The following is a 15,871-nucleotide window of genomic DNA, read 5'->3' on the forward strand; positions in this document are numbered from 1 at the left end:
CTATATTTTAATTTTTTTGGTTTGGTCACTAACTTTCCTGGTGGCTGTTAACCGTGTAACAATTTCAATTTCGCGACTGATGCGTTGTATGTTGGCGTCTGTATAAAAATCCTGGATATTCATCTCTACACTGAATTCTTTCTGTATCCTTCCCAGCAAAGACATAGCCCTCAGAGAGTCGCCTCCCAGCAAAAAGAAATCGTCCGTGATGCCGATGGTATCAATACCAAAGAACTGACGCCACAATTCACATAGGCGGGATTGTATTTCATTCTGTGGGGCCACCGGATCGCCTAGTTCCTCCGGTCTGTTACGTGTATTCGTTACTGTTAAAGTGGTATCTTCTTCCACCACTGTTATTACCTCCGGCTGTATACTAGTGGCGCCGTTCTGCATATGACCGAAGGGATCTACTCTTGCAGGCAATGATGTTTGTTGGAAGCAATACAAGGGCAACATTGTCTTCTTACATCCGGCATCCTTGTAAATCGTTTGCCAGTTGACCTTTACGCCATGTTTCCAACAAGTGGCCCATGCCGATTGTATAAAGTCGTTATCGTTTGCTTTTTCCTTTGCGGAATGAACAGTCGTAACAGGAATAAAAGATGCCAGATTACCTTGTTGATGTTTTAAGAGTCCGGTGAGCGTTTTTCCTGGTCCTACCTCTATGAAAATGGTCTCCTTTGGAAGCTTTTGCAGCATTGCTTCCAGGCCCGCTGCGAATAATACGGTATGTCTGAGATGCGACACCCAATATTCAGGCGACGTTGCTTGTTCTGCTGTGATTGGCTGCCCGCTGAGATTGGAGTAATAAGGAATGACAGGCGATGAGAATTGGTAAGTAGCAAGCAAGCTGCGGAAAGCAGGGAGCATGTCGTCCATCATGGCAGAATGAAATGCATGCGAGGTATTTAACCTTACGGTGGAAATAGCGCCTGCTTGCAGCTGTGCTACGATCTGTTGTATTTCCGGTTCCGGGCCTGCCAGCACACAGGTACCGGGAGTATTGATAGCAGCCACTGATAATCCGGGAGTGAGGAAAGGCCGAACCTGCTCCTCGCTTGCCTGTACCGCTAACATAGTACCAGGCGCCAATGCGTTCATCAGTCGGGCTCTTTCAGTAACGATGCGCAGCCCGTCTTCCAAACTAAACACACCGCTGATACAAGCGGCAACATATTCACCCAGACTATGCCCAATCATGGCAGCAGGCTGTATTCCTGATTGTAATAACAGATCGGCTAAAGCATATTCCACCAGGAATAATAACGGTTGCGTATATACGGTTTTATGAATAGCAGTATCATCTGCTAATGCCTCGTTGGTGTAACCCAGTATAGTGGCTGGATTTAGTCCAATTAGTGGTTTTAACACCGCAAACCCTTTATCCATCACTTCGCGGAAACGGGGCTGGGTTTTGTATAATTCCGCCGTCATGCGGAAATATTGCGTTCCCTGGCCAGGGAACATAAAAACGGTTTTTACATTAGTGGCAACAATATGTTTGTCTATCGGGTCTCTGAGTTTTGATAAGAGACCGGGTACATCTGTAGCGGCAATACTCTCGCGGTAGCGGTGATGCTGGCGACCAGTAGCCAGTGTGTAAGCAATATCCGCCATACTACTTTGTGGGTTATTCTCCAGGAAACCAGCCAGTTGCAGTTTATACTCCTTTAAGGCGGCCGCGGTTTTTGCAGAAAGCAAAAATGGCGTATTAGTAGAGCTAGTACTTATTGTTTCCGGCGTTTCTTCCAGGACAATATGCGCATTCGTTCCACCGATACCAAAGCTACTCACTCCCGCTCTGCGTGGCAATGCCGGGGCATGCTGCCAATGGGTCAGCGCATTGTTTACAAAAAATGGTCCGCCGGCAAAATTGATTTCGGGATTCGGCTTTGTATAGTGCAGCGAAGGAGGTAGTTGCTTATATTTCAGTGCCAGCGCAGTTTTGATAAGTCCAGCCACGCCTGCCGCAGCATCCAGATGTCCGATATTTGATTTCACCGCGCCAATAGCACAGCGATGTTGGGTATTGTATCCAAAGGCCTTGTTCAGTGCTTCTATTTCAGTAGGATCGCCGAGGCGCGTACCAGTACCATGTGTTTCAATGTAACTGATCGAGTCCGCCGCCACTTCGGCCACACGATGCGCCAGGCGAATACATTCTGCCTGCCCATCAATACTGGGCGCCGTGTAACCTACCTTACGGCGACCATCATTATTCACTGCACTTGCTTTGATGACAGCGTAAATATGATCATTGTCGCGGATAGCATCCTCAAATCTCTTGAGTACAACTACGCCTGCGCCTTCCCCCCATACCGTTCCGGAAGCTTTTTCATCAAAAGCCCGGCAATGCCCATCAGAGGAGGCGATCAGGCCCTCCTGGAATACATAGCCTTTGGGATCATAACTGGCCACACTCACACCTCCTGCCACCGCTATGCTACATTCTTTCAGCAACAGATTACGACAGGCAATGTGCACCGCACTGAGAGAGCCGGAACACGCAGTGTCTACCAAGTAGCCAGGACCTTTCAGTCCCAGTTTATAAGCAATCAAAGTGCTGATAAAATCCTTGTTGGCCATGCGACTAGCCAGGAATGCATTCACACCGGCAACAGGGTGCAACATCCGGTATGCACGCCAGTTCAGGTTATCAGAAGCCGCCAGATAAAGTCCTATCGTTTCCTGCTCTGCGGCAGCATAGCCGGCATCGTCCAGGGCTGCCCACACCTGCTCATGCATGATGCGGATTTGAGGGTCCAATACAGCTGCCTCCTCTTTCGTATATCCGAAGAAGTTATAATCAAAACTACCCGACTGTTCTAAAAATGAGGCGGCCGGCACAAAAGCAGGGTTGCTACGCACTTCCGGCGCTACTTGCAACGCCGTCAGTTCTTCTTCGGAGAAGAAATGAACCAGTTCCTTTCCATCTGTCAGGTTCTTCCAGAAAGACAACAGGTCTTTCGACTGGGGAAAACGCCCTGACATGCCAATGATGGCAATATCCTTTTTCCTGGATGACTTTTCCATTTACAATAAATATTTTACGCTGTTATTAGGAGAAAGGGGTACAACGACACAATAAGGCTTTAACTGCCGTCCCTGGGAAAGGACGGCAGTAAGATATTTTCAGCAAAATGAATTAAAATTAGTTGGCCCTGTTATTCTCAGACTGGCCGGTAGTCTTGGTTTTGAAATCCGTTTTGGTCAACTTACCAAAATTATAGGTAACAATAAAACGGAAATAATTGGTGCTATAGGTTCTGTCGAAGAAAATGTAAGTTTTACCTACATCATAATTTCCTCTGGAGGCAGTACTATGAAAGATATCATTGGCCATGAATTTCAGGCGGAGTTTATTCCGCAGGAAATCTCTTTCAATGCCAAGCGTAACAGTAGAACGATGCTGATCATAATACAGCCCGGAATACTTATCCCCTGCATACCATGCCAGCAACTGTAACCTGAAGAGATCCGGTACAGTAAAGGTATTGCTGGTGTATAGGTAGATCTGCGGCCTTGGTGTCAGCATCTGAAAATCATATTTATTATCTACCTGTTTGAGGTAGTTCAAACTTACGCTGTTCACAGAATTCCACCATTTGCGTACGCTGAAGGATTTGGACAGGGTCGCAAAGTATAGATGTCCTCTGTAGAGGTTAATCGCTTTCAATACATAACTGTTGGGCGAACTTCCTCTCAGGGCAGCAGCATCAATAGGGTCAATAGTATAGTTATATCCGATCTTCAAATCATAATCGCTATAGTTGGCGCCTACTTCGAAGGAATGCGTTTTCTCCGGGATCAGGTTAGGATTACCTTCTATCGTTGTAAAAGGGTCCTGGTAAATCACCAACGGGTTCAGCGATTGGTAACGCGGACGGGTAATCCTGGAAGAATAGGCCGCACGGAGCTTCCATTTATTTACGGAAGTAGAGATGGAAGCATTCGGGAAGATATTGAAATAACTGTCGGACAGCGACTGGCCGCTATTAGCACTGGTGGTGAGGTCGTAATTCGTCCATTCTCCCCTGGCCCCAAGGGTATAATTCATCTTCGTAGCAAAAGTACCGCTGTAACTAATATAGGCAGCAGGGATTTTCTCTACATATTTGAACTTGTTGGAAAGACCACTATCCTGTTTGAAGTTGCTGCCATCCGGGCCTGTATAGAAGTTAGTGGCGGAGGTATTTTCCACATAACTGAATTTAGCGCCCAGCTCCAAACGATTGCCAGAAGCGAATACTTTCGCATAATCAGCTTGTGTAGCGGAGATCCATATACGCTGCCCTACCAGATTTTTGAGAAAACGTAGTCCAGGCGTTGTATTCACGACACTGTTTTCCTCAATAAAATCATTTACATCGGAATTGAATTTCGAATACTGTGTTCCTACAAACAATGTACTTCCCAGGGAATCTGTTTTCAGATTATAGTTCAGGGTAAAGGAATTATTCCAGCGGTGATCATCTTTTTTAATACCACTGGTATAATAGCTCTTATCTGTTTTTGTGTCAATGGAGTTACGGCTGTTGGTAGTACCTCCCATTTTTTCCAGATAACCGCTATATGCCAGTGATAAGTTTGATTTTTCACTGAAATTATATTGAGCGCCCAAACCGTAATTGGAGTAGTTTTTCAGTTTCCTGTTCCAGTCGGTCCACAGATCGGAGTTGAGGTAATCGTCTGCATCTGGCCGGGTACGGATAGTATGCAGTCTTTCTTTGGTTTCTCCCCACAGGATGGAGTAGTTACCAACGAGCGACAGCCTTCCTTTCATGTAGCTCAGATCAAGTGCCGAGCTGGCATTATTACCTCCAAACGGACTATGTGTAAGGAATTGGTTAAAGGTCCCCATCAGGCCTTCATCTGTTTTCACCTTTGTAACGATATTGATGACCGCTTTTCCTTCTGCATCATATTTCGCAGAAGGATTTCCAATGATCTCAATCTTTGAAATTTGTGAGGTGGGGATAGATGCCAGTCTTTCTGCGGTAATTTGTTTACCGTTCAGGTAAATGATCGCTTCTCCTTTACCGAAAACGCTGAAACGTCCATCAGATTCCAATACATTGGGGGAGCGAGTAAGTATCTCTGTAACGGAATTGCTGGAAGCAAGGGCCGTATTGGCTACGTTTACTTCCACTGTTCCACTGGGGGAATATCTTACCAGCGGCGTATTTCCCACCACCTGCACTTCATTCAGATGATATTTGGACCTGGCTACCAGGATAGTTCCCAAATTCAACTGGGCTTCTCCCTGGTATTGTACCCTGATAATGGTATCAGGAAATTGCAGGGAGTTGAACTTCAGGAAGAACTCCTTACGATTGATACCTGTCAGTTCGAAATTTCCATCGGTAAAAGCTGCTCCTTTTACGAAGGCAGAGTCCGGAGCCGATAGCAGAATCACATTACCAATTAGCGGTTCATTGGCAGGATTGACGATCTTCCCTTTGACGGTTGTAACCTGCTGGGCATTAGATGGCACAACAAAGCAAAAAAGGGCAAACGAAATAAAAATGGTTAATACTGAGACTTTCATCTAATTGCTGTTGGTTAAACATTTATTCTCAAAGCTCCCATACGGGAAAGGGTTATATGCTGTCAGTACCTCTCTAAACGGGTTCTCATCTTCGGGTTCCAAAATTGAAAATAAGGAATTCCGGCTCATTATCAGAAATTAAAATCTATGTCCGGCACCTGTTCATTTTCAAAGGCCAGTGAGATATCCATTGCAGCGATATTCTGCTGCGGAGAGGTAATAATAGTTTGTAATAGTTTCTGGTAACGGAGGAACAACAAGGCAATACTGTCTTTATCGTACCAGTCGGCATTCGCAGTCACTATGCCTTGTAATCCGGTGGCCGTTTCCATGCAATTCACCAGGAGAGGCAGGCGGCTATGTAAGGATCGCACATGTTGGTATTTCAGCGTGGCCTCTGTTCCTATGGATATTTCATCATAGTCAAAGGTAGGCGGCTGCACCACGAAAAGGCAATCCAGTTGTATATCGGCTGCTACGGCTTCCGGAATATCCTGGTGCGCATCCAGATCAAGGGTCATGGCGTGCACGTGATCCAGCAGCGTGGCTACATCACCCGTAAAATCCTGTAAGCGTAAAGGCAACGTTTTTACAAACATCCCTGGCTGATGAAGCAGCGTATGACTCGTACGGCCGGAGTTGAGCGTACCAATACAGATATCTTCTTTTCCGGTCAGCTTATGTACCAGTGTCAGGAAGGCAGACAACATCAGTATATGCAGGGTACTGTTCAATTCACGGGCGGTTTGCTTCAGTTCCAGCAGGGTGGCCATATCCCAGGAGAAGGTGTATTCCACTGCGGACATCTCCCCTCCGCCAGCATAATAATCTGGTGGTAACAGCGGTTCCCAGTGATATCCATCCAGGTATTGCTCCCAGAACCCAGGCTGTTGCAAGGCTGATTGCTGCTCTAGCCAGGGAACATAATCGCGAAACTGAAAATCTTCTTCCGATACCGTATCCGTGTCTTGATACAAATCATCTAATTTGTTGATCAGTACTGCAATGGACCAACCATCCAGGATGATATGATGCCCTGAGAAGGCCAGGAACTGGCGATTACCTACTTCCATCAGTGCTACACGCAGCAACAAATCGTTTTCCAGATCGAAAGGATGATTAACATATGCCTCCAGCTCCTCTTCCCATTTAGCCGTTACCGTTAGATGGTCTATCTTGAAGCTCACATCGGCGGCCTCCTTTACCAATTGGCAGGGCGCTCCATTTATCTCCCTGAAATTAGTCCGTAGTATCTCATATTGCGCTATCAGTCGGGTGAATACCTGCTGCAAGCGCGCTGGTTGTAGTTCTCCTTCTACCTCGTAGACTGCAAACACATTATAGGGGGCCGCGCCGGCAGGATGCTGCTGGGCCGATAACCAGATGCCCTGCTGGCCAGGCGTAAGCGGGAACTCTTTCTCCTGCAACGCTCGTGGGATTACGTTCACCGGCTGGACCGCCACCTGCTTTTCCAGGTACTGCGCCATGCCCTCCACCGTAGGATGATGGAATACTTCCCGCATCGAAATCAGATATCCAAGTTGATGTACCTGATTTACCAGTCGCATGGCATTGATGGAATGGCCGCCAAGTGCAAAGAAATCCTCGTTGATGCCAGGCATATGTTTCAGTGCCAAAATCTCTTTATACATCCGGCACAATTCATATTGTAAAGATGTAGTCGCCGCTTTCCGGGTACTACTGGCATGAAGAGGAGCCACTTCCCAGGTAGCCATCAGCCCTCTGTCCACTTTATTATTCGGGGTGAGCGGAAACGTGTCTGCCTGCCTGATCACACGGGGAACCATATATTCCGGCAGTTCATCTTTTAATGCTTCTATTAACTCGCCGGTATCAATGGTTTGATCCGCGATGATATATGCTACCAGAAATGCTTCCTGTCCTTGTTGTTTACGGGCTATGACTACGGCGTTGCGTATAAATGACTTTTTCAGTATCAGTGTTTCTATTTCTCCCAACTCTATGCGATAGCCCCGAATTTTCACCTGGAAATCATTTCTGCCGAGGAACTTTATCTCTCCTTCCTCTGTCCAGTATCCCAGATCGCCGGTTTCGTATACTATTTCTCCAGGCATATAAGGATCTGAAATGAAGCGGCGACGGGTTAATTCGGGATTATTGAAGTATCCTTTAGCCAGTCCTTCCCCACCGATGTAAATGGCTCCCGGCGTACCTTTACCAGTCAATGAAAAATCTGGATGCAGAATATATATGCGGGTATTATTGATAGGCGCACCAATGACATCCGCATCCGTAGGACTCGTTAGTTGCTTGCAGGTGGAATAAATCGTTGTTTCCGTTGGTCCGTAAAGGTTCCATACTTCTCCGCATTTCTCCAATAGCTGGGATACCAAAGACTGGCTCAGGAGATCCCCGCCACAGATCAGTTTCAACTTGCGGTTGCCCTTCCATCCTGCATCAAACAATATCTGGTAAAAGCCAGGCGTACCCTGCAAAATATCAGGATCAACGATATTCAACTGCGCAATCATTTTCTCCGGTTGATACAACAGTTGCCGATCGGCCACATATAGGGTTGCTCCCACAGTGAGCGGTCCGAAGAATTCCAATACAGAGATATCAAAAGAAGGGGTGGTAACGGAGAAGAATACATCCTCCGCCCCTATACCCGGACGGGCAATAATACTCAACAAGAGATTCAACAGCGCTCCATGACCAATTTCCACACCTTTGGGGTTGCCAGTAGATCCGGAGGTATAGATGATATACGCGCTGGTAGCAGCTGTCACGGTTGGTAATTGCACCGCTGGAGCGGGTTGCAGGAGATCATCCGGATGCAGGGTATTATACCCTGCCATTGCAGCTGTAGCAATGACGATAGCAGGCTGACTGTTTTCCAGTATGTATTGCATCCGTGCTTCCGGGAAATCCGGATCTACCGGAATATAGGCTCTTCCCGAGCGGAGCACTCCCAGCAATACCGCTACCATCTTTGCAGAGCGAGGCAACATCACGGCCACCGGCGCTACATTATCGCCGGCAATGGCTGTAATATGCCGGGCTATATTGCCAGAGATCTTCTCCAGCTCCGTATAGGTATAACTGTTATACTCATCTTTTACCGCCGCTTTCTCCGGAAAATATTTTACCTGCTCCTGGAAATGAGACAAAAAGCTGGTATTTCGGTCGTAATCGGCAGTAGTATCATTAAACTTTTGCAGGTCTGACTTCTCAGAAGACGACAGATAGCTGTAGCTGCCAACTGGCGCATCAGAGTTCTCCATTACGCCATGCAATATTTCCTGGAAATGCGATATCAGCAACGCTATGCTGGCAGTATTGAAGTAGGCGCCGTTATAGTCGAAATGCACCGTCACATCGCCGCCATCAGCATGTTCTCGGATAGCAATGGCCAGGGCCGTGCGATCTGCTCCATGCGGATGTGGTTGCACCTTTGTATGGGTATGCAGGAACTGCGAGGAAAAATCTTGTTTTTCATAAGAAACTGTCAGACTGAATAATCGTTCCCGCTCATGAAAAATCCCCAGTTCTTTCACCAGTTTCCCCAATGGGAAACGCTGATGGCGATAGTCTTTACGCAGCTGTGCTCTCACTTTCTCTGTCAGTGTGCGGAAGCTATCATCTGGCGCTACGTACATGCGTAAGGGTGAAATACCGCTGAAAAGTCCAATCGTTTTTTTAAAGCTGGCATTGCTGCGGTTCAATACGGGTAAGCCAAAGCTGATATCCTGTTGTTGATAACGGCGATGTATATACGTATACAGCGCTGCCAGCATAATATGAAAAACAGAGCAATTTAATTCCTGGGCCAGGACTTTCAACTCCTGGTACTTTTCAGCAGGGATATCGAAAGCCTGCCGACCATTATCCACCGTCATTGCAGTGGAAAGGCGCGGAAATGCCGCTGGCGGTAGTGCAGAGAAACGTTCCTGCCAATAGGCCAGATCTTTCTGGTAGACACCATTCCCCTGATAGGCTTCATCTTCTTTAACAAACGCCTGGTAGGTATGTGGTACTTGAATCGGCTGCGTACCCGATTCCAGCAGGTGATTATAATTCTCTACCAACTGGCCGAACATCAGGGAAGATCCCCACCCATCCGTGATGAGGTGATGATAGACCGCCAGCAGATAATAAGATTGTTCGGAGACTTTCACCAGTGAAAAGCGAAACAACCATTTAGTGCCCGACAAATCAAACGGCGCTGCAAAGGCTGTCTGCATAAAGTTTTCCGCTTGTGCTGCGGCATCGGTTTCCTGTGAGAAATCCTGGAATGTGACCTGGTGTTCCTGTTCCGGCAGCACTCTCATCAGTGGACCTTCAGATGTTTCCACCACTACAGAACGACAGGCATCCGAATGATTAATCATTACTGTGAGTGCCGCATTCAGCACAGACAACTGTATGTCTCCCTTAATACAAATCCTTGCGCCAATATTATTGACGGGCAGATCGGGAAACAATAATTGTTCATAGTATATATCTTGTTGGGGAAGGGTTAATTTCATCATGGGAAAATAATTTGCTGGTCAATCGACCTCTTTGTAAATCAGGACCAGATAGCTTCACTGTGTAACGCCTCTGTGCTCACACGAATATCCTTTACAATAACGCCCTTATCGAACTTTACGATTCTGTCGGCCAAATGAAAATAAGCATCATCATGCGTAACAGCGATCACCGTTTTACCTTGCTCTTTTAACTGTGGTAACAAAGTCTCATAAAAATATTTCCTGAAATGCGGGTCCTGGTCTGCCGCCCATTCATCCAGCACAATGACAGGCTTCTTCTCCAGCAGGGCAAAGATCAACGACATGCGCTTACTCTGACCTTTAGAGAATTTGCGGCGGGCAGCAGCCTCCGTGTCTTCCCCTACTACTTTATCCAATTGCATCAACCGGAGCAGGCTACTATATTCCGGGTTACCATCCAGACTAAAAGTTTCATAATTCTGCGAGAAGAGATGATTATCGGTAAACACTGCCGCTATCAGACTTTGTAATTCCTCTATGCGGTGCGGACCGTCTGCGCCATTGAGTACGATCTTCCCGGCTGTTGGTTTATAAAGGCCAGTTAACAGATTGATAAACGTACTTTTTCCGGAGCCATTCCCACCAATAATAAAGATGGTTTCATTGTTATTGACCTGGAGATCAACAGGGCCGAGAGAGAACATAGTTTCGCCTGCATCATTATGATAGTTGAAATGAATGTCCTTAAATGTCAGATCGCTGAAGGCAGAAGCGTCATCAGTAGCCTGTTGAGGGGCATCATCCAACATATCAAAATCGCTCACGAATTTTTTGATCCTTCCGTTGGCGACCCGAAAACGGGTGAATATCTGTTGCAGGTTGATCAGGTTGTTGATGGGGCCGGATATAAACAGAATCATCACTACATAAGCGATGATATCTGCCGCCGACAACCATCCTGTAAACGGTAGCAAAAACAACACCACCCCTACAATAAAGTACAGACCATACTGACTTACTAGTCCGATGGACAGAAAAATGTAGTTGATCTTGAAATCCAGATCCCGCGCATTATTGCGGTTGGGTGTCAGAAATTTATTCATCAGATTTTCTCTTCTGAAAAAACTAAGTTTCAATTCTTTGAATCCTTTCATTACATCATCTACATACTGGAAATACTGTTCATTGTAGCCACGCAGGATGCTCACCTTTTTCGACATCGTCCGGATGACGTACAGATAAGCGCCGGCAAGTGCAGAGATCATTAGAATGACTACCATAGCGGCAATCAGCGATAAGGAAAACATATAAATAATACACAGTACCAGCATCAGCAGCGAGTTCACTGTATGCGTTACTGCATAAGGTAAAAAAGAGAAAGTACGCAAATCCTCTACTGCAGTAAAAAAGCGCTTAGCGCCAAATTTCTCCAGCTTCGGAAGTGAACTTTGCAGGATCTTCCCAAAAACACGCTTTTCATTTTCATATAATAAATGGAAAGAATAACGGTTTAGCTGCCGTTGAAAGAAAATGTTCAATGCATAGGTGCAGATGATCAGTCCAAGGAACAACCATCCGGTATCTGCCCCCAGCAATCCTTTCTTTCCCGCCAGGGCATTGTTGATGATGTATACAATACCAAAACTCAGGATCGTATTGGGAATAGCGTACATCAAAAGAAACAGGGCATTTCTTGTTTTAAGTTGCAACATAGTCCTTGATAATGTTTAAAAGCCGTGGAGTAAAAACTTGCTGGAGTTAACAATGGTATTCTTTAGTTCCGGTGCGTGATCATAGATAAAGAAATGATTCCCAGAAAATATCTTACTATTAAAATAGCCATGGGCGTAGTTCTTCCAGTTATCGATCTGATCGGCATTCTTTTCCTCACTGCCCATAGCGGCGATCAGCGGAAGGTGTACGGTCAAATCTTCATCGGGATCATCTTCCTCTTCTACAATCTGGAAATCCGCTCTGATAATGGGTTCAAAGAAATCGTACAGTTCTTTGTGGGTCATTAATTCTTCCGACACGCCTCCGAGTTGTCGCAGTTCTTCTTTAAATTCTTCGTATCCCAGCAGGTATCTTTTAGGGGCTGCTGGTTCCTCTTCTATTATCCGCGGGCCAGCGTTACCGGTTACTACCAATGCCGCTGGCGGATCGTTCTGTAATTCAAAATGGCGGGCCACATGGAGGCCAAGACCTGCGCCCATGCTATGTCCGTAAATCATATAGTCGCACCCCGGATTTCGCAATGCGGTGATCTGACGGATATAATCTGCTACTGCAGCGGCTCTGGAGCGGAGTAGTCTTTCTCCAATCCGTCTTCCTCTGCCTGGCAGTTCCAGGGTAATTCCCTGGTATCCTGCCGGTAGCAAGCGTCTTAAAAAATCATAGGAGTAACAATTGCCTCCTGCAAAGTGTAACATAAAAACCTGCATCATATCCAAAGCCTTTTATTTTACATGAGGTCTATCATGCTGTCAATGTCGTCGGAGATCAGAGCGTCCTCCATCTCATCAGCAGCTGTAGTGTCCTGGAACAAACTGGTTACCAGGTCGTGAATAGTGGTGTATTGAAAGAGGTATACTGGTTTGATATCAACGTTCATCTCTTGCCGGATGCGTTCCAGGATACGAATGAGTTTCATGGAATTCGCACCGAGGTCGAAGAAGTTGTCGTGCGTACCGATCTCGCCCACAGGACGGTCCAGCACTGCTGCGAATATTTCTACGAGGCGACTTTCCGTTTCATTCTCCGGAGCCACATAGGCAGTAGCCGTTTTTAAAGTATGAACGGGTGGTGGCAGTTGTTTAAAATCAATCTTTCCATTGGCTGATAATGGCAGTGCATCCAGTTGTATGAACCAGGCGGGTATTTCGTACTCCGGTAATTTTGACTGAAGATATTTCCGCAAGGCAGTAGCATTCTGTTCTTCAGGCGATACCACATATGCTACGAGTTCTTTTTCCATTCCATCTTTCGTATATACGCTAACGATAGCGTCTGTAATGGATGGATTATTCAGCAACTGCGCTGTGATTTCACCCAGCTCAATACGATGGCCGCGAATTTTAACTTGTCCGTCTGCCCTTCCGAGGTAGGCGATGCTGCCATCGTTGTTCCAGCGGGCGATATCGCCGGTTTTGTAGAGGCGTCCGCCAGGTACAAACGGATCATCGATGAATCTGGCTGCGGTTAGCTCCGGCCTGTTGAGATAGCCTTTAGCTACTTGTACGCCGCCTATCAACAGCTCTCCGGCGATGCCCGGCGCTTGTTGCTGCATCGCTTCATTCACGATATAAATGCGGGTATTCGCAATTGGAAAACCAATAGACACCTGGTTTGTGGTATCTATGGCCGTAAGATCGATCGCCGTTACATCAATAGCAGCTTCCGTAGGGCCGTAATAGTTATGAATGCGCGCATTTACCTTCTTTTTGAATTCAGCTACCACCTTACCTGGCAAGGCTTCTCCACTGCAAACGACATGCTTGACAGAAGGCAGCGGACGGTCGCCAAGGCTCGCCACAAACAGATGTAACATGGACGGTACAAAATGCAGGACGGTAATACCGTATTGCCCAATGGTCTCCTGCAAATAGTAAGGGTCTTTATGCCCATCCGGTATGGCAAATACCAACGTAGCCCCTGAAATAACGGGTAGCAATAGTTCCCATACAGACACATCAAAGGTATAAGGCGTCTTTTGAAGAATCACGTCAGCAGGCGTTAATTGCAGGTTTTCCTGCATCCATAACAGTCTGTTCCGAAGGCCGCCGTGATGATTCACCACTCCTTTGGGTTGGCCGGTAGAACCAGAAGTATAAATCGCATAGGCGTTATCGTTATCTCCCGCACGTGTATACGTAAACGTTATCGACAGCTCATCCAGCAAACTTTGGAAAAGCTCCAGTTGCTGCTGATCGATGCATACTTTGATACCGCTGTCCTCTTTCAGAAATGCCAGTCGCTCTGCCGGCTGATCCGGATCAAAAGGCACATAGGCGCCTCCTGCTTTTAGTATGCCTAAAATGGCCACCAGCATCCATTCGCTTCTATGCAGACATAATCCAATCAAATCGCCCCGCTGCACCTGAAAATATTTCTGTAAACAGGTCGCAAATTGGTTGCTATATTGATCCAGCTGTTGATATGTGAGTGCATGATCTTTAAAACGTACCGCTATATTTTCGGGGAGACGCTGCACCTGTTGCAGGAACAGTTCTACTACGTCACCAGTCTGAGGATAAGCTACAGCAGTATTGTTAAAGCTTTCCAGCAAAGTTGTTTCAGCCGGAGTGATCATCGGTAGCTGTCCTACAGGCAATTCCGGCATTTGCAGGCAGGACGCGGCGAGTACGCTGAAATGGCGCATGATGCCTTGTATCAGGGTTGCATCATAAACATCCGGATGATAGTTGATACTGAAGGACAGATAGTCGCCTATCTCTCCGAAATTCAATTCCATATCCAGTTTGGCCGGAGTATTCCCTCTGTCGTAAAACTGTTCCGTATCTGGTACAAATTGGGACAGTTCTTGTTTCTTTCCTGTATTCTGCAATACAAGCAACGTATCGAAGATGGCATTTCTGTTCAGATGTCTTTTCGGATGGATATCCTCTACCAGTCTGTCGAATGGATACGACTGGTGCGCATAGCTTTGCAGCGCCTGCGCCTTTACCTGCCGGAAGTGATGGAGAAAGCCGGCATGCGTATCCACTTGATTTCTGAATACGATGGTATTCACGAAGAACCCGATCTGATCTTCCATATCCGCATGGTTGCGGCCGGAAACTGCAGACCCGGTGATAATATCTTCCTGCCCGGTGTAGCGATACACCAGCGTTTCCCATAAGGCCAGGAGCACAATGAAAAGGCTGCCGTCATGTTCTCTCGCAAAAGATTTCAGCTGTTGTGTGAGAGCAGCAGGGAGATAACATTCTATCGTATGTCCGCGTTGCGCTTTGATAGCGGGTCTTGTCAGAGATGTGGGAAAATCCACCAATGGCAGTTCCCCTTGCAGCAAGGATTTCCAGTACATTTGTGCTGTGGCGGCTTTGCTGCTATCTAACTCTCCCAGTTGCCAGGAAGCGTAATCGCGGTACTGTACACGCAAGGGTTTTAATTCCGCTTCAACGCCCCGGACAAATGCCTGGTAAAAAGTATTCACATCATTTGCAATCACTCCCAGCGACCAGCCGTCGCTAATGATGTGATGCATATTGTAATGGAAGATGTAACGATGATCTTCTATTTGCAGCAGTGCCGTACGCAGTAGTGGCGCGGCTTCCAGGTTGAAGGGCTGGTTTACGTCTGCCGCAATCAATGCGCGGGCAGCAGCCATAGGATCACTTTCTCCACGAAGATCTGTGGTCATGATATGAAAATCCAGTTCCTCCGTAGGGGTAATCCATTGCCTCACCTGATGCGTGGCATCTTTGCGAAAAGAAGTACGTAATATCTCATGTCTTTCCAGCAACGCATATACAGCGCGGGTAAACGCTTTTACGTCGTAGTCTCCATTCAGTTCTACCTGCCGGTGGATGTTATAGGCCGCCAGTCCGTTTTCCAGCTGATCCATCATCCAGAGGCGATATTGAGAGCTGGACAAAGGATAACCTTCATCGCTGGTTGGTAACACCGGAATTAAAGTATCTTCTGTTGCGGTGGCAGTAACATTCCGCAGGTACTCTATGATGTCTGCTTTTTGTAGCCGCAGCCTGGAAAGCAATCCCTGTGGCACTTCCGGCTGATCAAATCCGAGTTTGAGGTTACTTCCGTCCAAGCCGATATGGATACCGTTGTCTCTCAGTTCTTTCAATAGTTCTCTTATCTCCATAGG

The 15,871-nt window shown here is 46.7% G+C and carries 6 protein-coding genes; all 6 read right to left on the reverse strand.

Features of this window, described 5'->3' with window-relative positions; genetic code table 11:
* The 6 genes from CLV59_RS23430 to CLV59_RS23455 all read right to left on the reverse strand — a co-directional run bounded on the left by CLV59_RS23430 (window position 1) and on the right by CLV59_RS23455 (window position 15,868).
* Window positions 1-3,036 carry a type I polyketide synthase gene (locus CLV59_RS23430; protein WP_111594499.1) on the reverse strand — a complete coding sequence of 1,012 codons (3,036 nt, stop codon included), beginning with the start codon at window positions 3,034-3,036 and terminating at the stop codon, window positions 1-3.
* Window positions 3,037-3,154: 118 nt separating this feature from the next.
* Complete coding sequence (locus tag CLV59_RS23435; RefSeq protein ID WP_111594500.1) at window positions 3,155-5,551, reverse strand: outer membrane beta-barrel family protein; 2,397 nt, start codon at window positions 5,549-5,551, stop codon at window positions 3,155-3,157.
* A gap of 131 nt (window positions 5,552-5,682) precedes the next feature.
* Window positions 5,683-10,065 (reverse strand): non-ribosomal peptide synthetase, encoded by a 4,383-nt coding sequence (locus CLV59_RS23440; protein ID WP_111594501.1) that lies wholly within the window; start codon window positions 10,063-10,065, stop codon window positions 5,683-5,685.
* Window positions 10,066-10,103: 38 nt separating this feature from the next.
* Complete coding sequence (locus CLV59_RS23445; RefSeq protein ID WP_111594502.1) at window positions 10,104-11,738, reverse strand: cyclic peptide export ABC transporter; 1,635 nt, start codon at window positions 11,736-11,738, stop codon at window positions 10,104-10,106.
* 15 nt (window positions 11,739-11,753) lie between these two features.
* The gene (locus tag CLV59_RS23450; protein ID WP_111594503.1) at window positions 11,754-12,470 is read right to left on the reverse strand and encodes a thioesterase II family protein; all 717 of its coding nucleotides are present in this window, start codon (window positions 12,468-12,470) and stop codon (window positions 11,754-11,756) included.
* A 17-nt stretch (window positions 12,471-12,487) separates the two neighbouring features.
* On the reverse strand, window positions 12,488-15,868 hold the full coding sequence (locus tag CLV59_RS23455; protein WP_111594504.1) for a non-ribosomal peptide synthetase: 3,381 nt from the start codon (window positions 15,866-15,868) through the stop codon (window positions 12,488-12,490).
* Window positions 15,869-15,871 lie beyond the last annotated feature (3 nt).

Origin of the sequence: Chitinophaga dinghuensis (assembly GCF_003259435.1) — a bacterium.
Lineage (GTDB): Bacteria > Bacteroidota > Bacteroidia > Chitinophagales > Chitinophagaceae > Chitinophaga > Chitinophaga dinghuensis.

Coding starts and splice junctions, on each gene's coding strand:
- CLV59_RS23445 (WP_111594502.1), bottom strand. CDS start 11,738: ATGTTGCAACTTAAAACAAGAAATGCCCTGTTTCTTTTGATGTACGCT.
- CLV59_RS23450 (WP_111594503.1), bottom strand. CDS start 12,470: ATGATGCAGGTTTTTATGTTACACTTTGCAGGAGGCAATTGTTACTCC.
- CLV59_RS23440 (WP_111594501.1), bottom strand. CDS start 10,065: ATGATGAAATTAACCCTTCCCCAACAAGATATATACTATGAACAATTA.
- CLV59_RS23455 (WP_111594504.1), bottom strand. CDS start 15,868: ATGGAGATAAGAGAACTATTGAAAGAACTGAGAGACAACGGTATCCAT.
- CLV59_RS23430 (WP_111594499.1), bottom strand. CDS start 3,036: ATGGAAAAGTCATCCAGGAAAAAGGATATTGCCATCATTGGCATGTCA.
- CLV59_RS23435 (WP_111594500.1), bottom strand. CDS start 5,551: ATGAAAGTCTCAGTATTAACCATTTTTATTTCGTTTGCCCTTTTTTGC.